This window comes from Paraburkholderia sp. PAMB 6770 (assembly GCF_057748135.1).
Window position 1 is genome coordinate 1,801,035 of sequence record NZ_CM173239.1, and the last position, 22,657, is coordinate 1,823,691.

Below are 22,657 nucleotides of genomic sequence, written 5' to 3' on the forward strand. Positions count from 1 at the left end.
TTCAGGAGAAACACATGTTTTTGGTCATGGGAATCACGGGGCGCGTAGGCGGCGCAACGGCTCGACATCTGCTGGAGCAAGGAAGGACCGTGCGGGCGCTGGTGCGCAATCGCGAGAAGGCAAGGCACTGGGCGGACCAGGGCATCGAACTGGTCGACGGCGACTGGAATGACGCGGACGCGATAGCGCGCGCGCTCGAAGGAGTCGAAGGCGCGTTTGTGATGCTGCCGGCTGTCTGGGCACCCTCGCCCGATTTCAGGGAAGCGAGGCGCGTGATCGCGAACTATGTCGAGGCGCTGACCCGGGCCGCGCCGCCGCGGGTGGTCGCGCTCTCGTCGATGGGAGCGAACAGAACCAGCGGGCTGGGCATGATCACGGCCCTGTCGCTCCTGGAGCAGGCATTGCACCCGCTGACGTTGCCGACGGCCTCGGTGCGGGCCGGCGGATTTTTCGAAAACTTCCTTTACGGCCTGCACGTCGCCCAGGGCGGCACGCTACCGGTCTACTACACCCCGACAAGCCGGCAGTCGACGATGGTCGCGACCGACGATGTCGGCGCCGAGGTGGCGCGGCTGCTCGCCGGGCCGGCGTGGTCCGGGCATCGCGTTGTCGAGCTTGGCTCGATGGTCAGCGCGGATGAGGTCGCGGCCCATCTGGGCGAGGTCTTGCAGCGCGAGGTCAACGCCTTTGCCATCCCGCGAGCCGGTTGGGCGGCCGCGTTCGAACAGTCCGGCGTCCCGAAGGACCGGACCGGACCGGCCGAAGCGATGTTCGACGCCGTCAACGCGGGCTGGATGGACCTCGGTGTCGCGGGCACGGAGCACGTCGCGGGCACGACGTCCGCGCGCGACGTCTTTGCGGCGGCAACCCGCAAGGCCGCGACGGCGTGAGCCGCGGCGAGCGGCCGGCCCGCCGCTCGGACGGCCGCGCCGGTCCCCGGCAACGCCCTCTTCGAAGAAGGGAGAACGAATGTCCAGGTTTTCGTGGCACAAGGTGTTACCTCGGGTGCTAGCCGCGTTTTTCGTCGTGGGATCGCTCAGCAATCTCGTCGCGCCGCGATCCATCTTTGAGGAATACCTGAAGTGGGGCTATCCGAACTGGTTCCATTTCGTGACCGGTTCGCTGGAACTCACGACCGCCGTTCTGCTGGCGCGGGCGCGCACGCGGCGGTGGGGCGCGGCGCTCGGCTGCGCGGTGATGCTGGCCGCGCTGGCCACGGTCACAGCGCACGGCGAATACGGGCATGGGGTGGCGCCGCTTGTCGCGGCGGCGCTGGCGGCGGTGGTTGGCTGGACCGCCTGGCGCGAGCGGCCGGCGGCCGGGTGCGCGGCGCGGATCTAGACGGCTGTTGAACTACGCCTTGCCGATGCGCGGCAGGTCTGTCTGAGGAGTCGCCGCGCCGGTTGGGTCCGTGTCGATGTTTTGCCGAGCGTACTTGACTCAGGTGAAACCGACGCCGTCTCCTCGCCGATTGGCGTTTCTACGTCGCTCTGCCTTCAAGCGCACGCATACGCGTGAGGTTGCGGGCCGTCTGAGTAAGCCGTATCAACCGCTCGCCCCGGTCCCAGCCGCGATTCACAGTCCGACGAATCGGGCCGACCGCTTTGACCGGCAAAAGACCGCCTCGATGCACTGGCGGTGGCGCTAGCTGATCGCACAGCCGGTCCAGTGCGTCGCGCGAGCGTCAATCGCCGAGCCGCCTGCGCGGCTGTCGTGTTGCGCCACATGCAGCGTGACACGGTTGGCGCGGCAACTCGTCACGAAGTCCACCGGATCGTAGTTCTTGTCGGCACCCACAGTAATGGGGGCGCTGGCACCTGGCGCTGTGTCCGCGAGCATTGGAGCCGCAGCATCGCGTTCGGCCGTACTGCTAGCCTGCGCACCCGTGCGTTCACCACCAGACCATGCCGGTTATCGGTATGCCGGTGCCCGATTTGTGCGTCTCGTTGAATAGCCCCACGATGACGTCGTGCTCATGCAGTCGTTCTTTGTTCTTGCTGAAAATCGAGTGGCACCCCTCATCGTCCATCGACAGGCCGACAAACCAGCGAAACGGCCTGTTGCAGGAGATTTGCTCCATCAGCATACGTTCGCTTCGAATCGAATACGGCACCTGCAGGAGCACCGCGCGAATCAGCTTCTCCGGGGGGCGTCCATTCCATTAACGCCTCTCCGGGGCGATGCTCGGGCGGCCGCCCTTCGCGCCCACCGTACATGCGTGCTAATACCGGGTCCATACGCGTGAGCGCGTCGTTCAACCAGATACGAATCGGGCGCAAACGGTGGCTCGCAGACACTCAGCGACCCGTCCGCACGCCAATGCGTGATCGACACATTGGTATACGCCACATCGGACCAAAGACGCAGGCCAGCTATTCGTGCACGATTATGTTCGCACTACCGGTTACGCATTTTCCCAATAGGTAATGCGATACACATCATTCACCGAAACAGATAGCTCACGATTGCTATCTAATTGTCATGAATATGCAGATCAGATAATTTTATTTTTTATGATATGACATTTTTGTGGCGATCGAAAGATTGCCACTGCTATACTCTCCCTCGCTTTAAACAAACCATCTCGCGAGTGATCGGAATCCGTTTTCGCCCTGAGTTATGCAGATCTATTTTTCAATCGCGACACATCTACTGCCTAGTCCGGCGTGCCGGGTCATGCCATTTCATAGTCGGCGCTATCTGGCGGCATGCGTAAATTTATTTCAAAATAAAATGAAGGCATTTAAACACGAATCAAACGTACGCTCCTACTGCAGAAGCTTCCCCGTGATTTTGAAGAAGGCAAAGAACGCGATTATCGAAGCATCGAATGGAACCCGTTATATCGATTTTCTCGCGGGCGCAGGATCACTAAACTATGGCCACAATAATGAATCGATCAAGTCCTCTTTATTGAGATATATTGTCAGCGACAATTGAGCTTCCCCTGAATTTTCGCCTTCCAGCAGGTCGTGTATAAACTCGACCCAAAGGAAGGAAAGAAGAAATGTTCAAGGTACCGCACCAGGTGTACACGGCAGAGTTCAAGGAAGCTGCCGTGCAACGAGTCAAGGACGGGCAAGGCGTGAGCGCCGTGGCCCGCGAATTGGGTATGTCGACGCAGACGCTGCGCAACTGGCTCAAGGCGTCCGAAGCCGGCAAGCTGAACGGCGCCGGGGCGAAGGTCGTCACGGCAGAACAGATGGAGCTCTCGCGCCTTCGAGCGGAGAACAAGCGCTTGCAGATGGAGCTGGAAATCGCAAAAAAAGCGGCGGCGTTCTTCGCGAAGGACCTCCTGTGAAGTACGCCTGGATTGACACGCAGTGCCGGCACTATCCGCTGTCGGCGTTGTGCGAGGTCCTTGATGTCAGCGTGAACGGCTATCGCGCCTGGAAGCGCGGCGGCACGCCCGAGCGTCAGCGGCTGACCGATGCGCAGTTGCTCACGTTGATTCGGACGATTCACGCTCAGTACAAGGGCGCCTACGGCTCGCCGCGCATGACTGAGGAGGTTCGCGCTCGCGGCTTTCCAGCCAGCAAAGCACGGGTGGAGCGGCTGATGAGCAACAACGGTATTCGAGCCCGCCACAAGCGCCGTTATCGGGTGACAACCGATTCTCGACACAAACTGCCGGTCGCGCCGAACGTGTTGAACCGCAACTTCACGCCGGCCGAGCCCAATCAGGTGTTCACGTCGGACATCACGTACATCTGGACGGACGAAGGCTGGCTGTATTTGGCCGTCACGCTGGACCTGTTCAACCGGGAAGTCGTGGGCTGGTCCGTCAAGCCGCGCATGACGGCGGACCTTGTGACCGATGCACTGACGATGGCATGGTTCCGCCGCCGGCCCGCGCCCGGCGTGCTGCATCACTCGGACAGAGGCAGTCAATACGCGAGTCAAGAATTCCAGCGCAAGCTGAACTCGTACGGCATGCGCTGCTCGATGAGCCGCAAAGGCAGTTGCTGGGATAACGCGCCGACAGAAAGCTTCTTCAACAGCCTGAAGAACGAGCGGGTACACGGCACGAGGTATCGCACGCATCGCGAAGCCGTGGCGGACTTGTTCGAATACATTGAAGTGTTTTATAACCGCAGTCGTCGTCATTCATCACTCGGCTTCGTGTCGCCAACCCAGTTCATGCAAAACTGGCTTGCGGCTCAGCGAACAAAGGAAACGGCTGCATAACCCGGGGCCTCTGGAAGGCGAAAAACCGAGGGAACCTCAAATATCACCCAAAGCCTCGATTTACATACAGAAGCAAAATCCACATTTATTGAGGCTTTTGTTGAAACCGCTTTGACTCCTCGTGGGCTCGACTACAAGTTGCAATTTACAGGGCCCACCGGAACGAACGCGGTAGAAGCCGCGCTCAAGCTTGCTCGTCTCGCCAAGGGGCGGCCGACTATTGGCGCGTTTACCAACGCGTTTCACGGTATGACCCTTGGTGCGCTCGCGGCGAGCGGCAATAGTGATAAACGCGCTGGCGCGGGCACAGCGCTTCACGGCGTGACAGTATTTCCTTACGACGGTTATCTGGGTCCCAAGATAGATACGATTACTTATATCGAACGCCTTTTGACGGACCCTTCGAGCGGTGTACCGAAACCTGCTGCCTTCATTGTCGAAACCGTGCAGGCTGAGGGGGGAATTCACGTCGCCTCCTATGAATGGCTTCGAAGGCTGGTCGAGATGGCGCGCCGTCAGGACATCCTCGTCATTGTCGATGACATTCAGGCGGGATGCGGACGGACAGGATCATTCTTCAGCTTCGAAAAGGCGGAGATCCGCCCGGATATCGTATGCCTATCCAAATCACTCGGCGGGTATGGGTTGCCGATGTCCGTCGTGCTGATCACGCCGGAATTGGATATCTGGAAACCAGGACAGCATAACGGCACGTTCCGAGGCAACAATCTCGCTTTCGTCGCTGCTACAACCGCACTCTCCTTCTGGCGCGATCCTTCATTCGTCGTCTCGGCTCAGGCGCGTGTGGGCCAACTTGAGAACTGGCTAGCCGGCCAACTGGCCAGATATGGTGATGAGCAGATCTCCGTGCGCAGCAAAGGACTGATAGCTGGACTCGAATTCAGCGATCCTTCGATTGCCAGTGCTGTATCCGCAGAAGCGTTCGAGTGTGGCGTGATCGTCGAAACTTGTGGCGCCCGCAACCAGGTACTGAAGTTTTTACCACCGCTGACCATCGAGGCCGACGTATTCGACGACGGCCTAGGGCGCGTCGCCTACGCAATCGACAAAGTCATTCATCAAGCGCGCGCGTAACGCGCTGCAGGTCTTTTTCTCAGGTTCGTACATTCTGCCTACACATGAACAATTCAGTACTTGACGTAGTCGGTATCGGCTTCGGCCCCGCAAACATCGCGCTCGCTATCGCTCTGGAAGAGATGCAGCCAGCGTTGACTCGAGCGTTTCTCGATCAGTCGACAGAGGTCGTCTGGCAGAAAAACATGCTGTTCGAAAACGCACTCGATATTCATTCCAACATTCAGAACATCCCTCATCGGGATCTAGTTACACCGCGCAATCCTCGAAGCCGCTACACGTTCCTTAATTATCTGCATGAAAACGGCCTTCTATTCAAGCATCTGAACATGGACCTGATGATGCCGATGAGGCCGGAGTACGCGCGTTACATCGGTTGGGTCGCAAAGCAACTTGGCGGTGTCTTCCAGGGGGGCACGCCGGTGGCCTCCGTTTCAATCAGTTCAACGCATCCCGCTTATGAGGTCAAGACGGCGGACGGACGCATCATTCTTGCTCGCAACGTCGTGCTCGGGACCGGACGGGTAGCGAAAATTCCGGCCGCCTTCAAGAACACATGTTCGACCAATGTCGTGCATTTCAGCCAGTATCTCCCCGCGATCGAACGCATGGTTAAAGAAGGCGCCCGCACCGTCGCAGTCATCGGCAGCAGCCAGACCGCCGCGGAAATCATGCTGCATTTGACCAAGCAGTATCCAGAATTGCACGTCGATGGGATCATGCGGCGCTTCGCGTTTCCACTGAAAGACACTTCGCCTTTTATGAGCGAAATCTATTTTCCTGAATTCACGGAGGCGTATTACAAAGCCAGCCCCGCTCTTAAAAAGCGCTTCGACGAAGACGTGTACAGGACCAACTATGGTGCGGCCGATCTGGATGTGATCGAGGAGATTTACAAGCAGGTCTATTACGACACCTTGAACGGGAAAAACAGGTTGGAGTTGCTGAGAATGGCCGATATCACCGAGGTAAATGAGATAGACGGGAAAATTTCCCTGATGCTTCAGCATCATCTCGAATCGACGACGCGCGAACATCGTTACGACGGCATCATTCTTGCCACGGGCTTCTCCAACTATGGTGCCGCAGAGGGAGAGATCAAAATCCCGGATCTGCTGAACAACGTCAAGGACGTTCTTCATCTTGAGAGTGGTGCAATCGTTGTCGAGCGCAATTATGCGATTCGTACGCGAGCGGAAGCGCCTGGAAAGTTGTTCCTTAACGGCTTGTCTGAATCGATGCACGGCATGGGCGATGCTGGTTCCCTCAGTCTCGCTTCCATACGCGCAAAAGAGATTGTGGAGGCAATTGGACCCCACGTTGATGCCTGATCTATACGGCTCGCATGGAGAAAGTGAAATGCATAAGGGGAACTTATGTTGATGCACAACAATGTCCTGACCCGATTGCGAACCGCGGCGTTCGATGCGTGCCAGGAAAAGGGCCTGTTCGATAGCGTCGAAGCATCGCAAAGCGAGTCCATGATTCATGGCGTAGGGTCATTTGCCATCTTTTACGTGCCGGCGTCGCGTCCAGTTGTCGTCAAAGTGGGCTTGAGCAGTATCCTAGCTGACGAAATCGAGTTCTATCGCGTCGCTGAAGTACATTTCGACAAACAGATGGAGCACTGTCTACCCGCTGTGCTTGCCTACTCGCTGGACGAACAGACCGGCTGGTTTGCGATGGAAGCAGGGCAGAAATCGACACTCGAAGAGATTCTCTACGAAGACCGGCGCAGTCTGAAGTTGCGAACTGGGTGGATAGAAGACGCGCGTGCCGTCCTGACAAAGATGGTTCCGGTGTATCGAGCCACTGCAGCGGACGAAAAATGGTCGCTGAGCAATTACCATTTATTCGGCCGGCTTGAAAATCTGCTGAAGACCCCCGAATTGATCGCATCAGTCCATCATTTCCTCGGTGAGAATGTGACGATCGAGGCGCTGGCACGAAGCCGGCTTGTCATCAATGGCACCCTCTATCCGGCCTTGAGCGATCTTCTCCGCAGACTGTCTGCATGCGAGCCGGAGATCGGCCAGACCCACTCCTCGCTCATTCATGGTGACTTGCAAATCCGCAATGTAATTCCATCGACGGCGACCACCGGTTATCTGTTCGTCGATCCGCGAATCAAATGGGAAGGGCAAGGTTCACGCCGGATCGGCTATGGCTCGCCACTTTACGATGCGGCAAATTTTTTACATAGTGTCGCCGGCATGTCGTCCATCCTCGCACACAAGGATTGCCGCGAATCCAGCAGACTCTGTCGCGATGCCAAGCTCACTCGCGGAAAAGTCACGTTGTGGATGGATGAAGTGTTTCTCTTGCAGACCGAACACGCGATCGATGCGATGGTGGCACTTACACGTGAGCTAATGCCGGAAATATTTTTGCCGGTCGGATGGCAGGCTCATCTATTGGCATATGCGTCCAACTCCACTATCGGCTGGCTAAAAAGCATCCCGACCGTCGAAAACGAAAAAGCGTGGCTCAGCATGTACGCCAATGGCGTACGATTGCTATCCCGCGCGGTTTACTATGCCGAGGCAGCCGCACTTTGTCCGCGGAAACCAGCACTCGCCCTGTAATCTTCGCAAGCGTTTAATCCATGGCTAAATGATGGGCTATTCAATGAGACATCTAGTATTTGTCGACGGTAATGGGCAGATTTTCAATGCCATCAAAACAGCATTGGAATGCGACTATACCGTTTCATTCATTAAATCAGATGAGTTTCAATATTACCAGCAAAACGCTGAGACTGAGGCGATAATAGCGCGGCTTCATACAAAAATCGTGTTGCCCAGAACGACGGATAGCGCGCTCGTCCTCGACGCGCTGCGTCGGCTCCACCGTCAGGTACCGATCGATGCGGTTTTCAGTTTGCTCGACTTACCTATCGTTGCGGTTGCCGAAGCCTGTGAGGAACTCGGTCTACGATTTCCAGCTCGCGACGCGCTGGTACGAACCCGCGATAAAGGACTGATGAGGGAGACGCTGGACGCACAAGGCATTCCCTCCGCAAAGTCTATGAAGGTGAAGACGTTGTCGGACGCGCTTGGTGCGGCAGACGATATCGGCTACCCGGTGATTCTCAAACCCATTTCCGGGCTAGCGAGTATCGCGGCGACGTGCGTACACGACGAACATGCGATGAGATCGGCATGGCAAGGTGCACGGAATCGGATGCGCACGTTTCCGGACGAAATCCAGCGCAGTATGGGTGACGGACTGCTAGTCGAGGAGCGCCTGGCCGGCGATATGTTCTCCGTTGAGATTGCTGTTCGCGACGGTGTGCATTACGTTTTTATGCTGTCAGGCCGTGACCGGAATTCATTCGATGAAACCGACGTGCTCGGCATCACCATGCCGGCAGGCCTCACCTCGCAGCAATGGGACGCCGCAGTGGACTACGTAAAGCAAGTGCTGAACGCGCTCGGATTCGACTTCGGCTTCTTTCATGTGGAGATGATGTGGACCAAACGTGGTCCCCGGCTGATCGAGGTGAATCCGCGTCCGATGGGCGGCAGCATGCCACTGCTATATCGCCAGCTAACCGGGCACAATATCTTCAAGTCCCTCTTCGCGCTCCATCTCGACGAACCGTTGGCATCCGTATGGTCACCCGGAAAAGGGCATATAGCGTCTTGGCGGATACGGCTGGCGAAACCGGGGGTTCTCCCAGCCAGCATCAACTGGCAACAATTCAGCGAGGCCGATCCCGATCTCCTGAACATGACCATCGACGTCGCTGGAGACGATTCAAAATTGCTCCCTGAATTGTCGTTGCTCGGGCGATTCCAGATTCGGCGCGGGTCGGCACTTGCAGCAGCGGATGCCGCTCGTGCACTGCTGGAGGCAGTCGAGCGGGCCTCTGGTTTGCGACTTGTGTTCCCATCGAATGTTTTCACCCCGTCCAACGCCAGTAGATCGGCAGACTTGGCATGACCGATCCGGCCAAAATGCATTCTTCGATGGAACAGATCGTTCAGGCAGATTCGATCAAAGGCGCGTCGACCCTCGCCCGAGATCGTAACTACGTGCTTCTGTCGGCCGCGTTGTTTTTATCGAATTTTGGCAGCGTCATGCTACTGATGAGCCTGTCGCTGAAAGCGTTCGTGGACACGGGGTCCAGCCTCATTGCGGGCGCAGTGTACGGCAGCCAGTGGTTGATCCCGTTGGTGTTCCTGCCAATGGTCGGCTGGCTCGCCAATCGCTTCGCCGTGCGCAAACTCATGAGCATCGCTCAAACGCTGTCGATAGTGATCACACTGCTGGTGAGCCTTTGCTACCCAAAGCATCTTCTCCTGTTTTTTTGCCTGATGGCCGTGCGCGGCGTACTCGAGAATGTTTCAAAGTCCGGGGCGGCGGTGGCATTGAAACTGTACATGCCGACCACGTTGCTAGAGAGAGCGTCCTCTTACTACGACACAAATCGCTATGTGTCGTCGGCAGTAGCATCTCTTGCCGGCGTATTGCTGCTTGGCAAGATGTCGATCGCTCAGCTATCGCTAATTAGCGCGTTCTCGTTTCTCGCCGCAACTGCTTGCTATGGCTGCCTGCCCTATTTGCCAGCGGTCGATGCGCGCCAGCCACGCCCGAATTTGTCCTATTGGCGCGAAACACATGCAATTTTGCGTCGCAAGGCCGAGTTGAGGCGCTGCTTTTTTAATCTAAGCTTGATGACCGGCGTGTTTCAGGGCTTTTATTACATCGCGCGGAGTACGCTGCCGATCGGACAGTTGGGCCTCTCCATAGGAACGGCTGCATTAATTCAAGCGCTCATCAGTTTGACTTTTACAGGTGGAGCGATGTTCGTCGCCCGTTTTCTAATGGAAGGCTCCCCGTTGAATCGCATTCTGCTGCCAGCGCTACAGGTCATGCTCGGCGCAGCCTTTATGATGGGTAGCGTGATGACCCAACGCCCGTTCGTGAGCATAGGTTGCTTTCTTGCCTGCCTATTCTGGTACGAAGTGTTTTACACAAGGACGAACAACAAGGTGATGCTGGAGTGTTCGCCGGCCGAGATTAGTTATATATCGTCTGCAAAATACGGTGCGCTGACCTTTTCGATGTTATTGGTGATCCTTGCCTGCGGCGCCCTGTCGGACCGAATCGGCTTCGCCCATATGACTGAAGTGATGTCGATTGCCGTCGCGCTGGCATATGTGGCGTTGAACATCCGCGATTCGCGCCAACTTTCGTGACCGGCTCGTCGAGCCGTAAGAATCTGAAACTATGTATACCCTGCATATCGGAAACACCAACTATTCGTCGTGGTCGCTACGGCCGTGGCTTTTGCTGCGCATGTGGAATATCCCATTCGTTGAGAAAGTACACGATTTTCATCCCCAGTCGAATTGGACTGCATTCAAGGCGTTCTCGCCAGCCGGTACGGTGCCTTGCCTTATCAACGGTGACCTGTCGATTGGCGATTCGCTAGCGATCACTGAATATCTCGCCGAAACGCATCGCGGCATATGGCCGGCGTCGCCTCAGGCGAGGGCGTGGTTCAGATCGATCGTCGCGGAAATCCATGCTGGATTTTTTGGATTACGAAATGAGTGTCCAATGAGTGTCGGTGTCCGGGTGCGCCAGACCGTGACATCGGAGCGTCTGGCACACGATATATGTCGCGTTCGCGAGATTGTAGAAACCGGACTGGCGCGTTTTGGCGGTCCATTCCTCAGCGGCAATGTATTCACGGCAATCGACGCCTTTATTGCACCGTTCGCTTTTCGGGCACAAACCTACCAGAGATCATTCGGCCCCCTGACCGATCAGTACTTTCAGCGCCTGCTGTCGCTGGAACCGATGCTTGTGTGGCAACAGAGGGCGTTATCCGATCCGTGGCGCGAGCCCGGTCATGAAGCGGAAGTTGGCAACGCCGGCGTGCTGGAGCAGGATTTGCGCACCCAAGCGCGACGCCAGGCGCCCCAGTTTGATGACGGTGGGCAGCGAGAGAAAGCGGAAGGAAAAAGCGCACAGACGGAGGCGCAATGAATACCACGATTTCCACCGTGATCTTCGATCTGGACGACGTGCTCTGCCACTACAATCGGCACCGACTGGCGAATCATCTCGCCGAGGTGTCGGGAAAAACCGCTAGCCTGATTTATGACGCGATCTGGCACTCAGGGCTGGACGCGCGCAGCGATCGTGGAGAAATCACGGCTGACACCTACATCCGGGAAATAGGTGAACGAACGCGATTCGACTTCACATTGGAACACTGGCTGGCAGCACGACGCTCGGCGATGACATTGAACGAAGCGGTGTTCCTAATCGCGAAGGAGATTTCCGATCATTGCCAGATTGCCGTCTTGACGAACAACAGTCCACTTGTTCCGAAGTATATGGCCCGTCTATGCAGCCCGATTGCATCGTTGTTCGGGCCTCACATTTATGCTTCGGCGCAGTTCCGGTCAGCAAAACCGGATATGGATGTTTATCGGTACTGCCTCGACGAATTAGGCGTAGCCATAGCGGCAACCACGCTGTTTATCGACGATCTCGCCGCCAATGTGACCGGCGCAATCAAGGCCGGGCTGCAGGGGTATGTATTTACCGATGCAGTGAGTCTGCGTCGGGAAGTGACCCAAACTGGAGTACTGGGTCGATCACGGTAATGTGCAGCTGGACGAGAACCCCAATAAGATTGCCACGAAGGATGTCCGATAATCTATCTCACGGCAAGAACGTTTTTACTGTTCAGGCCTTGGTGGTTCATTTTGATTCTGATTATCACGGCAACGGCTCTCGAAAGTCATGTTCCATGGAAAGGTTTTAAATACCGCACAGATTCGTCGCTCATTTCCTGCTATTCGAAATAGCTGAGTCCAGTTACAATCGAAACGATAAACACGACAACCGCTCCCAGATCAGGACTTTCGTCTTGCGGTCCATGTCGCTTTCTGATCTCTATTCAAAAAAAGCGGAGTGCGTCGCCGCACCCCGCCCCCATGGAGACTTCAACTGCGTGTCGCCGCGTCAGCTCAATGCGACGCGAGATACGCCTTGACCGCAGGCAGCCCCGGCTTGCCGTCGAACGTCGTCACGCCGGCAAGCCATTGATCGAGCACTTGCGGATTCGCCTTGAGCCAGTCCAGTGCCGCCTGGTTCGGCTCCACCTTGTTCATGATCGGCATCATCACGCGATTCTCGATCGCCGTCGTGAAGTGCAGGTTCGACACCAGCTTCGCCGCATTCGGGCAGCGCGCCGCATAGTCCGGCGGCGTCGCGGTGAACACCTTCGCCTCGCCGTAGTTCGGCCCGAACACCGCGTCGCCGCCCGACAGATAGTCCATCTTCATCTCGACGTTCATCGGGTGCGGCTCCCAGCCGAGGAACACGATCCACTTCTTTTCGCGAATCGCGCGGTTCACCTGCACCAGCATGCCCGCCTCGCTCGACTCGACCAGCTGGAACTTGCCGAGGTCGAACTGGTTGCCGGTGATCATCTTCTGGATCAGCGCATTGCCGTCGTTGCCCGGCTCGATCCCGTAGATCCGGTTGCCGAGCTTGTCCGCGTACTTGTGGATATCGTCGAAGCTTTTCAGGCCGCCCTGGTACACATAGTCGGGCACCGCGAGCGTGTACTTCGCGCCGGTCAGGTTCGGCGCGGGCAGCACCTTGATCGCGCCGGCCTTCACGAACGGCGTGATGATCGGATCCATCGTCGGCGACCAGTAGCCGAGGAACACGTCGATCTGCTTGCTCTTGATGCCGGCAAACGTGATCGGCACCGACGCGATCGTCTTGGTCGGCTGATACCCGAGCCCCTCGAACACGGTCGACGCGAGCCCCGTGGTCGCGGCGATGTCGGTCCAGCCCACGTCCGCGAAGCGGACCGCGCGACACGCAGCCGGATCGGCTGCGTGCGCGGCGATGCACGCGGTGCCCAGAACGGCCGCGACGGCCCACGTCATGCTTTTCTTCATCGAAATACCCTCTTTTGTCGTTGCGTTAATGGGGCTGCCGGCGCTCCGCGCTCGGCGAATGTCCGAACTGCGCGCGATACGCCTTGCTGAAATGACACGGCGAGTGAAACCCGCAGATCGCGGTCACCCGCGCGATCGACGTATCGGTCGTGCGCAGCAGATCGCGCGCGCGCCTTAATCGGAGCGTCAGATAGTAATGCGTCGGCGACACGCTCAGGTACACCTTGAACATGCGTTGCAGGTGCCGCTGCGACAGCTGCACGAGCCGCGCGAGCTCGTCGAGCGACAGCGGCTCCTCGATGTTCGCTTCCATCAGCCGCACCACCTCGACCAGTTCCGCGCGCGAAAAGCCCACGCGCGCATCGACCGGAATCGGCTGCGGATCGTTCGCAGTACGAATTCTTTCCAGAATGAACTGCTCCGATACCTGCGCCGCGAGCGGCTGACCGAGCCGGCCGCCGACGAGATTGAGCATCAGGTCGAGCGGCGCGGTGCCGCCGGTGCAGGTCAGGCGATCGCGGTCGATCACGAACAGCTCGTCGGCAAAGCGCACGCGCGGAAATTCCGTGTGCAGCGCGGACAGGTCCTCCCAGTGCACCGCGCAGCGGTAGTCGTCGAGCAGGCCGGCCGCCATCAACGCATAGGCGCCGGTGCAGATGCCGCCGAGCGGCACGCCCTGCTGCGCGACCTCGGCAAGCAGCGTCTTCACGCGTCCGTCGACCGCATGCCGGATCTGCGTGCCGCCGCAGACGATCAGCACGTCCGGCAAGCCGGCATCGTCCAGCGTGCGGGTCGGCTTGACCGTGATGCCGTTGCTCGCCCGCGCGGCGATGCCGTCCGGCGTCAGCACCGACCACCGGTAATGCGGCGCGCGGCTCACGTAGTTGGCCATGCGCAGCACTTCGACCGCGCTCGAAAACGCGATCATCGAAAAACTGGGTAGCGTCAGAAAGCCGAAATGCGCGAGACTTGCCAGGGGCGCGCTCAGCCTGGGCGCTTCAGCCGTCGCAGGGGTCACATCACGCTCCATGGACACGGGATGAGAGGGGCCGCCGCGAGTGCCGCACGGCGCTCGCGTTCGCAGGAATCAACGGTACCGGAACCCGTACCGGCCGCCCCGCGGCCGGCATGCGGCGCTCAGCTCTGGGCGATCGCGTCCGTGCGGCGCATCCGCATCACGCTGCGCAGGCCGGCGAAGCGCGGCGCACCGGCCGTGCCCGGCGAGCGGCCGAAGCTCTCGGTGATGCGGTCGAGGATGATCGCGAGCAGCACCACCGACAAGCCGCTCTCGAAGCCGAGACCGATGTCGAGCCGCTGGATGCTGGCGAGCACGTCGTTGCCGAGACCGCCCGCGCCGACCATCGAGGCGATGATCACCATCGACAGCGCCATCATGATCGTCTGGTTCACGCCCTGCATGATCGACGGCAGCGCGTTCGGAAACTGCACCTTGTAGAGCAGTTGCCACGGCGTGCAGCCGAAGGCCTGGCCCGCCTCGACGATCTCGCGGTTCACGTGACGGATGCCGAGGCTCGTCAGGCGCACGGCCGGCGGCATCGCGAATACGACCGTCGACAGGATCCCCGGCACGCGGCCGAGGCCGAACAGCATCGCGGCCGGAATCAGGTACACGAAGGCCGGCATCGTCTGCATCAGGTCGAGAATCGGCCGCACCACCATCGACACGTGGCGGTTCTTCGCGGTCCAGATGCCGAGCGGAATGCCGAGCACGAGGCTGATCAGCGTGGACGACAGCGTGAGGCCGAGCGTGATCACCGTTTCGTCCCAGAAGCCGGTCGCGAAGATCAGCAGCAGCGCGCACGTCGTGAACAGCGCGAAGCGCCAGCCGACCCGCCACAGGCCGACGCCGATGAAGAACGCCATCATCGCCCACATCGGCACGGCCTGCAGCCCATGCTCGATGAGGGCGGCGAACGCCTCGATGGCGCGGCCGATCGCATCGAACGTGCTGGCGTCGTGATCGAGCAGATAGCGGACGGAATCATCGACCCAGCGGCCGAGCGGGATCATCTCAGACATGGGAGCCTCGCGTGCGCGTCAGGACCTTCAGGACAGCGGCCTGGTTAATGGAGCCGCAATAACGGTTTTCATCGTCGACGACCGGCAGCGCGGTCGGGTTCTCGCAGACGCGCGAGACCACCTGCTCGAGCGTCGCCCCTCGCGAGATGCATTCGACCTTGCGCAGATCGGGCGTATCGCGGCCGATCGCATCGCGCGTGACGAAGCCGCGGATGCGCCGCTCGGCGTCGAGCACGAACGCGTATTCGGCGCTGCCGTTCAGCGACTCGGCGACGCTCGACGAATCGAGGCTGCGCACGAGCGGCACCGCGTTGGTCTGCATCAGGTCGCCGGCGGTCAGGTAGCGGCTCGTGTCGACGCCCTCGAAGAACGCGCGCACGTAATCGTCGGCCGGGTTGCTGACGATGTCCTGCGGCGTGCCGATCTGCACCACGCGGCCGCCTTCCATGATTGCGATGCGGCTGCCGATGCGCAGCGCCTCTTCGAGGTCGTGCGACACGAACATGATCGTGCGGCGCTGGTTCTTCTGCAATTCCAGCAGCACGTTCTGCATTTCCTTGCGCTTGAGCGGGTCGAGCGCGGAAAACGCCTCGTCCATGATCATCAGCGACGGATTGACCGCGAGCGCACGCGCGAGTCCGACGCGCTGCTGCATGCCGCCGGACAGCTCGGCGGGCAGCTTGTTCGCGAAGGCCGCGAGCCCGACCTGTTCGAGCACGCCGAGCGCGCGTTTTTCGCGCTCCTTGCGGCGCACGCCCGCGACTTCGAGACCGAATGCGGCGTTCGACAGCACCGAGCGCTGCGGCATCAGCGCGAACGACTGGAACACCATGCTCATGTCGGTGCGGCGCAGCGCGGTCAGTTCGCGACGGCGCACCGCGGCGATGTCGCGCCCGTCGACCAGCACCTTGCCGGCCGTCGGCTCGACGAGCCGGTTGATGAGCCGGATCAGCGTCGACTTGCCGGAGCCGGACAGGCCCATCAGCACGAAGATCTCGCCCTCCTGCACATCGAACGACACGTTGTGCACGCCGACCACATGACCGGTCTTCGCATGCACTTCGTCCTTGGTGGCGCCGGCGGCCAGCATGTCCAGCGCCAGCCTGGGATTGGCCCCGAACACCTTACATAAACCTTCGACCACGACCTTACGCGAATTCATCGAATTGCTCTCCTCGTGGTGCAGGCGGCGGCCTGCACGATGTGACTGTATGGTTGCCAGAAAAAACCCCGCGAGGCCGACTAATTGCGACAAACGCTTGCGCAAATACGACACGCCGATCCGCGCACGATCGTTCGACGCCCGGCGAAACCCTTGGTGGACGGGGTAGACAGCGATGCTGCAACGCCGCATGCGGAAATCGCCGATGTCGCGTATGAACGGATCCACGTCCGGCTGACGATGCCTTGCGTCGCGCGTGCGACAGGATCGCACGGCGGGGACGATACACGGGCCGGCGCGTTCAGGAGAGCGGGAGGGGAAAAAGATGCGGCAGCGCAGCGAGACAGGCGCGCCGGGCTGCCGCGAACCCGGAGAAGAACAGAGGAAGCCGGGATCACCGGCGGGAGGACTGGGGAAACGGACAAGACGCAGGACGCCGGTTCATTGCGTCCTGAATTATTTCGCATTCCTTTTCAGGCTGATTTTCCTGCCTGCTTTTCGGACTCCTGTTCATCAGGTTTTCGAATCGACCTGAAAAACAGGCTGGCCGCGACGCATACCGCCGTGTGCGCCGCGGCGAAGCAGCCTTTACGGCTGCGGCAATCCGACGACGAACGCACCGCCCTGGAAGCGTTGCGCCGGGTCGTCGTGGTCGTCGGTGGGCGCCTGCAACGCGAAGCGGCTTTCGAACTGCGTGGAATTGTCCTGCGGCCGGTAGCCGAGGAACGCAGCCTTCCGGTTGTCCCACCACAGCACGCGATTGTCCGACACGCCGTAGACGATCGCGTGGCCGACGCGATTCGTGAACAGCGAGCAGCGCACCAGTTCGACGAAGTCCCGATAGCTGAGGTACGTGACGAGCATGCGCGGATTCTTCGGCGCCTCGAATGACGAACCGATGCGGATGCAGACCGTTTCGAGCCCGAAGCGGTCGTAGTAGTAGCGCGACAGCGACTCGCCGAAGCACTTCGTGACGCCATACAGGCTGTCCGGGCGCAGCGGCGCGTCGGCGTCGATCACCTCGGTGGTCGGATGAAAGCCGATCGCATGATTCGAGCTCGCGAACAGCACGCGCTTCACGCCATGTTTCTGCGCCGCCGCATACAGGTTGTAGACGCCGCGGATGTTCGCCTCCAGCAGCGCATCGAACGGCGCGTCGACCGAGATGCCGCCCAGGTGGATCACCGCGTCGACGCCTTCGAGCAGCGCGTCGACGCCGGCGCGGCCCGCCAGATCGAGCACGACGTGCTCCTCGTGCGCGGCCGCGTCGCCGATCGGCACGATGTCGGACAGCCGCACGCTGTCCGCCCATTGCGCGAGCGGCTCGCGCAACTGCCGGCCGAGATTGCCGGCCGCGCCGGTCAGCAGCAGGCGCCGAAACGGCTTGCCCGCGGTTCGCTGTTCATCAGTCATTCAGGGGATTCTCCGTTGCCGCTGCCGCGCCCCGGTCCTGCGCGCCACAGCGGGCGGCGCGCGGACCGGCGCATCGGACAGCCTGTCGTCTCAGGCGCGCGCGGCCTCTGCCACGCGCGACACGTTCGCCTCGCGCCGTTGCGGCTCGCCGGGCTCCTTCAATACGAACCACACGACGAGCGCCCCGATCAGGTCGAAACAGCTTAGCGCGACGAACATCGGATCATAGCCGAGCGTCGTGACGAGCGCGCCGACCGCCAGCGAGAACAGCGTCGCGCCGGCGAAGCCCGCCATCCCGGTGAGCCCGGTCGCGGTGGCGACATCGTGCTTGCCGAACACGTCGGACGCGAGCGTGTAGAGCGCGCCGGAGAGCGTCTGATGCGCGAAGCCGCCGACGCAAAAGAGCGCGATCGCCACATACGGGCTCGCCACGAGGCCAATGCACGCCGGGCCGATCATGCACAGCGAGCCGGTCACGACCACCAGCTTGCGCGAGGTGATCAGCGACACGCTGAAGTGCTTCTGATACCACGGCGCGAGGTAGCCGCCGAGCACGCAGCCGACGTCCGCGGCAAGGAACGGCAGCCACGCGAACATCGCAATCTGCTTCAGGTCCATGTGGCGCACGCTCGCCATGTAGAGCGGAATCCAGAAGTTGAAGGTCTGCCACGCCGGCTCGGCAAGAAAACGCGGAATCGCGATGCCCCAGAACGCGCGGCGCCGCACGATCGTGCGCCACGCCGGCCGCGCGGCCGGCGCGGACCGGTAGCGCGCTTCCTGGCCGGCGAGGATGTAGTCGCGCTCGGCGTCGGACAGCCGCGGCTGCTCGTGCGGCGCGCGATACAGCAGCAGCCAGAACACGCTCCAGACGAGGCCGAGCACGCCGATCGCGACGAACGCCGTGCGCCAGCTGCTGTGCAGGATGCACCAGACGACGAGCGGCGGCGCGATCACTGCGCCGATCGACGAGCCGATGTTGAACCAGCCGGTCGCGATCGAACGCTCCTTCGCCGGAAACCATTCGGAGGTCGCCTTCAGCCCGGAAGGGATGCCGGCCGCCTCGGTCACGCCGAGCAGCCCGCGGAACGCCGCGAGCGACAGCCAGCCGCTCGCCGCGCCGTGCAGCATGCAGGCGAGCGACCACGCGAGCGCGAACAGCGCGAACCCGAGCTTCGTGCCGAGCACGTCGAGCACGTAGCCCGCGACCGGCTGCATCACCATGTAGGCCGCCTGGAACGCGGCGACCACGTACGCGTATTCGGCGGTCGAGATATGCAGCAGCCGGTTCATTTCCGGCGCCGCCACCGCGAGCGAATTGCGCGCGATGTAGTTGACGATCAGACCGGTCGTGACGAGACCGATCATCCACCAGCGCATTCCTTTCATCTTGCCCATGTGCTCCTCCGCGAGACGGCGCTGCCGGAGCGCGCCGCGTCTTGTGGACTTCCGGTCCGCGCGGCTCGCCGCGCGGGTCTCCACCATGGGCGCAACGATAGTCAATCGGGCCGCCAGTTGTCAAGCAACATGGCATGACGCAAACATCCCTTATTTTGGGATTTAGTTTTTTATCAATTTTTATACTATTTTCAACGACTATAAAGCTATTTTATCAAAAAATAGCTCAAAGTCCTCGTTTACCCTCGAAGTCGTTTTGCCAAACAACTTGACGAGATAATCCGCTACCGGACCGCACGGCTCGCCGGCGCCACGGTCCCGCCCGACACCAGCCCGGCGATCGTCGAATAGAGCTGCGCGCTTCCGACCGGCTTTTCGAAGTACGCGCTCGCGGGAATGCGGACCGCCCGCGCATGGGTGTCCGCCTGCGGCGTCCCGGTCACGAACACCGCCGGAATGTCGCGACAGGCGTCGTTCGCACGCAGCGCCTCATAGAACGCGAAGCCGTCGATCGCACCGCCCAGCATGATGTCCAGCACGACGATATCGGGCTTCGACTGCTTCAGCAGCGCGAACGCGGTTTCCGCATCGGCTGCGACCTTCACGTCGCAGCGCGCGCGGCGCAGTTGCGCCCCGATCACCTTGCGCGACGCCTGGTCGTCGTCGAGCAGCAGCGCCGTGTAGCCCTTGAGCGGATAGTGCCGCTCGCGCCGTTCGTAGTGCACACCCGCCGAGCGGCGGGCGGCGGAGACCGTCACCGTGTCCGCCTCGCCCGGCTCCACCTCGCCCAGCTCGCGCAGGGCGCGCGTCGCGGCGGACGGCGGGCGGTTGACCGTCTCGTCGAGCGCGGCGGGCGTGCCGAGAAAGAGTTCGAGCGCGTTGTCGGCCTTCAGCGCGAGCCCCTGCTCGCGAAGCAGCGCGGCGAACCCTTTCACGAAGTCGGCGGGCCGCCGCTGCGCGAACTCGATGTTGAACACCGCGCCGCCGCGGGCGGCCTCGACCACGTCGAGCCACGACCCGAGGCCCGAGCGGGCGCACGCGGCGTCGACCCGGGTCAGCGCGTCGCGCTCCGGCGCGGCGTCGGATGCAACAGGTACGGTGGATGCGTGCTTCATCGGAATCCCTCAGACGTTTTATTGTGGTGCGGACTGCGCCGCGCGGCGCGTCCCCTTCATGCGCCAGGCCTGCGCGCGAGCCATGCGTTCAGTGTCCTCCGGTCATATGCCGCTTCCGGCAGCGTATTGAGAATCTTCAGCGAGCGCAGCGCGGCAAGGCGGCGCGCCTCGTCCGTCGACATGCAGTCGCGCAGCGCCGCGTCGCAACGCGCGTCCAGCGGAAACGGGAAAGGATGCGCACCGGGCGAGTCGGAAGCGTGCATGGCAACGGTTATCCATGGATGGTGGACGTGAAAGTGGCGCTCTGTTGGGTGAGATATCGGCGAGGTACCGGGTTGCTGAAGTGCGGCCGCGGCGTGACCGGCGACCTTTTTTGATGCAGATCAAACTCGGGCCACCGGCGCGTGACCGCCCCGGTGTACGCGGACGCGCGTGAGCGTGCGCGCGCGTATGTGCGTGCGCACGCAAGTTCGTGTGTCCGGCGGTGCCGCCGTCCGGCCGTGCACGGGACGCGTGCGATCGCGCCTCAAAAAGATGCGGGCGCCCCCTTCAGCAACGTCTGCAAGGGCCGTCAAAGAAGTTGAACCGCATGCCATGGCGTGCGTTCAAGACATCCAAGAACCTGAGAGGCCCGCATACCCGCGTTCGCAGTCTGCCTGTCCGTGACCAGACGGACGGCAACCGGCTGTCGATACGCGACGCATGCTGTGGCATAGCCCGACCGCCTGCCCCATATCGATACCGAGGGAGCCCTACCGATGCGCACGAACCTGCCCGTGACCACGACGGAATATGCGTTTCCGGACAACGACATGCTGGTCTCCGCGACCGATCTGTCGAGCATCATTCAGTATTGCAACCCCGCATTCATCGAAGTGTCCGGCTTCACCCGCGACGAACTGATCGGCCAGCCGCACAACATCATCCGTCATCCCGACATGCCGCCTGAAGCCTTCGCCGACCTGTGGGCCACGGTGAAGCAGGGCAAGTCGTGGACCGCGCTGGTGAAGAACCGCCGCAAGAACGGCGACTTCTACTGGGTGCGCGCGAACGTTACCCCGATCGTGCAAAACGGACAGACCGTCGGCTACCTCAGCGTGCGCACCAGGCCGGGCCGCGACGAGGTGCGTGACGCGGAATCGCTGTATGCCCGCCTGCGCGCCGGCAAGGCGGGCAACTGCCGGCTCGTCGGCGGCCACCTCCGCCATAGCGGGCTTGCCGGTGTCGGCGAGCAGCTGCGACGCGCCCGCCACAGTTCGCGCGTGCTCGCTGCCGGCGTGCTCGGGCCGGCCGCGATGCTGGCGCTGGCTGCGCTCGCGCCCGCGTCGTCGCGATGGATGCTGCCCGGTGCCGCGGCTGCCGTCGTGTTCGTCTGTACGAGCCTGCCCGCGTGGCGCCTGACGCGGCGCGTCGAGCAGGAGGTCGTCACGCTCGGCGCGCTCGCGGCGCGCCTCGCGGCGGGCGACCTGACCGTTCATGTTCCGCCACGCAGCGGCCAGACAACCGGGCCTGTGTTCGCGAGCCTCAACCAGTTGAAGGTCAACCTGACCGCGATCGTGTCGGATGTGCGCAAGCAGATCGATCATCTGAAGCTCGCAACGCGCGAAATCGCGAGCGGCAACATGGACCTGTCGAGCCGGACCGAACTGCAGGCGGCATCGCTGCAGGAAACCGCCGCATCGCTTGAACAGCTCACCGCCACGGTCAAGAACAACTCGCACTCCGCGCAGCAGGCCAGCCAGATCGTCGAGCGCGCGCAGGGCACGACACGCGCCGGATGCGACGCCGTGCAACTTACCGAAAACACGATGCACGCGATCTCGCGCTCGTCCGAGCAGATCACCGCGATCGTCACGACAATCGACAGCATCGCGTTCCAGACGAACATTCTCGCGCTGAACGCCGCTGTCGAGGCCGCACGCGCCGGCGAATCCGGGCGGGGCTTCGCGGTCGTGGCCGGCGAAGTCCGCGCGCTCGCGCAACGCTGCGCGGCCGCCGCGAAGGAAATCAAGCACATTATCGAATCGAACGTGAACGCCGCGCGCGAGGGCAGCACGAGCGTCACGCATGCGGCCGCCCAGATGAACGAGATCTCGGGCGTGATGTCGCGCGTGCAGGCGATCATCCAGGAAGTCGCGAGCGCAAGCGGCGAGCAGTCTCAAGGGATCGACAGCATCAACCACTCCGTCATCCATCTCGACGATTCGACCCAGCAGAATGCGGCACTGGTCGAACAGAGCGCGGCCACGGCGCAGAACCTGTCGAATCAGGCCGAGGTGCTCGACGAAGCCGTGCGGCTGTTCACCCTGTGA

At 61.2% G+C, this 22,657-nt stretch carries 19 protein-coding genes and 1 pseudogene; 11 read left to right on the forward strand and 9 right to left on the reverse strand.

Going from position 1 to position 22,657, the window contains the following annotated elements; all coding sequences use genetic code 11:
* The first annotated feature begins 14 nt into the window (after nucleotides 1–14).
* Nucleotides 15–890, forward strand: coding sequence for an NmrA family NAD(P)-binding protein (locus tag AC3AP7_RS25385; RefSeq protein ID WP_487365016.1), 876 nt, complete (start codon nucleotides 15–17; stop codon nucleotides 888–890).
* Between the two features lie 115 nt (nucleotides 891–1,005).
* Nucleotides 1,006–1,341: a DoxX family protein gene (locus AC3AP7_RS25390; RefSeq protein ID WP_487363058.1), complete on the forward strand. Its 336-nt coding sequence runs from the start codon at nucleotides 1,006–1,008 to the stop codon at nucleotides 1,339–1,341.
* Between the two features lie 139 nt (nucleotides 1,342–1,480).
* Here the strand turns inward: AC3AP7_RS25390 and AC3AP7_RS25395 are convergent.
* Nucleotides 1,481–2,297 (reverse strand): annotated as a pseudogene (locus tag AC3AP7_RS25395) (transposase).
* A 710-nt stretch (nucleotides 2,298–3,007) separates the two neighbouring features.
* Between AC3AP7_RS25395 and AC3AP7_RS25400 the strand changes: the two are divergent.
* The 8 genes from AC3AP7_RS25400 to AC3AP7_RS25435 all read left to right on the forward strand — a co-directional run bounded on the left by AC3AP7_RS25400 (nucleotide 3,008) and on the right by AC3AP7_RS25435 (nucleotide 11,909).
* Nucleotides 3,008–4,188 (forward strand): IS3 family transposase gene (locus AC3AP7_RS25400; protein ID WP_475764380.1). Its coding sequence is split into 2 segments (ribosomal slippage): nucleotides 3,008–3,260 and nucleotides 3,260–4,188, totalling 1,182 coding nucleotides; the frame shifts between segments, so codons are not numbered across the junction.
* Between the two features lie 87 nt (nucleotides 4,189–4,275).
* Nucleotides 4,276–5,283, forward strand: a complete 1,008-nt coding sequence (locus tag AC3AP7_RS25405) for a diaminobutyrate--2-oxoglutarate transaminase (protein ID WP_488324877.1) — start codon at nucleotides 4,276–4,278, stop codon at nucleotides 5,281–5,283.
* 44 nt (nucleotides 5,284–5,327) lie between these two features.
* On the forward strand, nucleotides 5,328–6,614 hold the full coding sequence (locus tag AC3AP7_RS25410; RefSeq protein WP_487363059.1) for a lysine N(6)-hydroxylase/L-ornithine N(5)-oxygenase family protein: 1,287 nt from the start codon (nucleotides 5,328–5,330) through the stop codon (nucleotides 6,612–6,614).
* Between the two features lie 45 nt (nucleotides 6,615–6,659).
* Complete coding sequence (locus AC3AP7_RS25415; RefSeq protein ID WP_487363060.1) at nucleotides 6,660–7,868, forward strand: hypothetical protein; 1,209 nt, start codon at nucleotides 6,660–6,662, stop codon at nucleotides 7,866–7,868.
* Nucleotides 7,869–7,911: 43 nt separating this feature from the next.
* Complete coding sequence (locus AC3AP7_RS25420) at nucleotides 7,912–9,228, forward strand: ATP-grasp domain-containing protein (protein ID WP_487363061.1); 1,317 nt, start codon at nucleotides 7,912–7,914, stop codon at nucleotides 9,226–9,228.
* Nucleotides 9,225–10,487, forward strand: a complete 1,263-nt coding sequence (locus AC3AP7_RS25425) for an MFS transporter (RefSeq protein ID WP_487363062.1) — start codon at nucleotides 9,225–9,227, stop codon at nucleotides 10,485–10,487. Before AC3AP7_RS25420 ends, AC3AP7_RS25425 begins: the two co-directional genes overlap by 4 nt.
* A 31-nt stretch (nucleotides 10,488–10,518) precedes the next feature.
* Nucleotides 10,519–11,283, forward strand: coding sequence for a glutathione S-transferase family protein (locus tag AC3AP7_RS25430; protein ID WP_487363063.1), 765 nt, complete (start codon nucleotides 10,519–10,521; stop codon nucleotides 11,281–11,283).
* On the forward strand, nucleotides 11,280–11,909 hold the full coding sequence (locus AC3AP7_RS25435; protein WP_487363064.1) for an HAD family hydrolase: 630 nt from the start codon (nucleotides 11,280–11,282) through the stop codon (nucleotides 11,907–11,909). The genes AC3AP7_RS25430 and AC3AP7_RS25435 overlap by 4 nt, the downstream gene beginning before the upstream one ends.
* Nucleotides 11,910–12,275: 366 nt before the next feature.
* Here the strand turns inward: AC3AP7_RS25435 and choX are convergent, their stop codons facing one another.
* The 8 genes from choX to AC3AP7_RS25475 all read right to left on the reverse strand — a co-directional run bounded on the left by choX (nucleotide 12,276) and on the right by AC3AP7_RS25475 (nucleotide 20,608).
* Entirely contained in the window at nucleotides 12,276–13,220 is a 945-nt protein-coding gene (gene choX, locus AC3AP7_RS25440; protein ID WP_487363065.1) for a choline ABC transporter substrate-binding protein, read from the reverse strand.
* A 25-nt stretch (nucleotides 13,221–13,245) separates the two neighbouring features.
* Complete coding sequence (locus AC3AP7_RS25445) at nucleotides 13,246–14,238, reverse strand: GlxA family transcriptional regulator (RefSeq protein WP_487363066.1); 993 nt, start codon at nucleotides 14,236–14,238, stop codon at nucleotides 13,246–13,248.
* 119 nt (nucleotides 14,239–14,357) lie between these two features.
* Nucleotides 14,358–15,260 (reverse strand): choline ABC transporter permease subunit, encoded by a 903-nt coding sequence (choW, locus tag AC3AP7_RS25450; protein ID WP_487363067.1) that lies wholly within the window; start codon nucleotides 15,258–15,260, stop codon nucleotides 14,358–14,360.
* Nucleotides 15,253–16,650: a quaternary amine ABC transporter ATP-binding protein gene (locus AC3AP7_RS25455; protein WP_487363068.1), complete on the reverse strand. Its 1,398-nt coding sequence runs from the start codon at nucleotides 16,648–16,650 to the stop codon at nucleotides 15,253–15,255. Before AC3AP7_RS25455 ends, choW begins: the two co-directional genes overlap by 8 nt.
* Before the next feature lie 360 nt (nucleotides 16,651–17,010).
* Nucleotides 17,011–17,835: an NAD-dependent epimerase/dehydratase family protein gene (locus tag AC3AP7_RS25460; RefSeq protein WP_487363069.1), complete on the reverse strand. Its 825-nt coding sequence runs from the start codon at nucleotides 17,833–17,835 to the stop codon at nucleotides 17,011–17,013.
* Between the two features lie 90 nt (nucleotides 17,836–17,925).
* On the reverse strand, nucleotides 17,926–19,230 hold the full coding sequence (locus tag AC3AP7_RS25465) for an MFS transporter (RefSeq protein WP_487363070.1): 1,305 nt from the start codon (nucleotides 19,228–19,230) through the stop codon (nucleotides 17,926–17,928).
* A gap of 284 nt (nucleotides 19,231–19,514) precedes the next feature.
* Nucleotides 19,515–20,345 carry a response regulator gene (locus AC3AP7_RS25470; protein WP_487363071.1) on the reverse strand — a complete coding sequence of 277 codons (831 nt, stop codon included), beginning with the start codon at nucleotides 20,343–20,345 and terminating at the stop codon, nucleotides 19,515–19,517.
* Between the two features lie 56 nt (nucleotides 20,346–20,401).
* Entirely contained in the window at nucleotides 20,402–20,608 is a 207-nt protein-coding gene (locus tag AC3AP7_RS25475) for a hypothetical protein (protein WP_487363072.1), read from the reverse strand.
* A gap of 513 nt (nucleotides 20,609–21,121) precedes the next feature.
* Between AC3AP7_RS25475 and AC3AP7_RS25480 the strand changes: the two genes are divergently transcribed.
* Nucleotides 21,122–22,657 carry a methyl-accepting chemotaxis protein gene (locus AC3AP7_RS25480; RefSeq protein WP_487363073.1) on the forward strand — a complete coding sequence of 512 codons (1,536 nt, stop codon included), beginning with the start codon at nucleotides 21,122–21,124 and terminating at the stop codon, nucleotides 22,655–22,657.

Excerpts from the sequence above, each read along its gene's own strand:
- AC3AP7_RS25385 (WP_487365016.1), top strand. The coding sequence starts at position 15 with ATGTTTTTGGTCATGGGAATCACGGGGCGCGTAGGCGGCGCAACGGCT.
- AC3AP7_RS25410 (WP_487363059.1), top strand. The coding sequence starts at position 5,328 with ATGAACAATTCAGTACTTGACGTAGTCGGTATCGGCTTCGGCCCCGCA.
- AC3AP7_RS25415 (WP_487363060.1), top strand. The coding sequence starts at position 6,660 with ATGTTGATGCACAACAATGTCCTGACCCGATTGCGAACCGCGGCGTTC.
- AC3AP7_RS25420 (WP_487363061.1), top strand. The coding sequence starts at position 7,912 with ATGAGACATCTAGTATTTGTCGACGGTAATGGGCAGATTTTCAATGCC.
- AC3AP7_RS25425 (WP_487363062.1), top strand. The coding sequence starts at position 9,225 with ATGACCGATCCGGCCAAAATGCATTCTTCGATGGAACAGATCGTTCAG.
- AC3AP7_RS25430 (WP_487363063.1), top strand. The coding sequence starts at position 10,519 with ATGTATACCCTGCATATCGGAAACACCAACTATTCGTCGTGGTCGCTA.
- AC3AP7_RS25435 (WP_487363064.1), top strand. The coding sequence starts at position 11,280 with ATGAATACCACGATTTCCACCGTGATCTTCGATCTGGACGACGTGCTC.
- choX (WP_487363065.1), bottom strand. The coding sequence starts at position 13,220 with ATGAAGAAAAGCATGACGTGGGCCGTCGCGGCCGTTCTGGGCACCGCG.
- choW (WP_487363067.1), bottom strand. The coding sequence starts at position 15,260 with ATGTCTGAGATGATCCCGCTCGGCCGCTGGGTCGATGATTCCGTCCGC.
- AC3AP7_RS25460 (WP_487363069.1), bottom strand. The coding sequence starts at position 17,835 with ATGACTGATGAACAGCGAACCGCGGGCAAGCCGTTTCGGCGCCTGCTG.
- AC3AP7_RS25465 (WP_487363070.1), bottom strand. The coding sequence starts at position 19,230 with ATGGGCAAGATGAAAGGAATGCGCTGGTGGATGATCGGTCTCGTCACG.
- AC3AP7_RS25470 (WP_487363071.1), bottom strand. The coding sequence starts at position 20,345 with ATGAAGCACGCATCCACCGTACCTGTTGCATCCGACGCCGCGCCGGAG.
- AC3AP7_RS25475 (WP_487363072.1), bottom strand. The coding sequence starts at position 20,608 with ATGCACGCTTCCGACTCGCCCGGTGCGCATCCTTTCCCGTTTCCGCTG.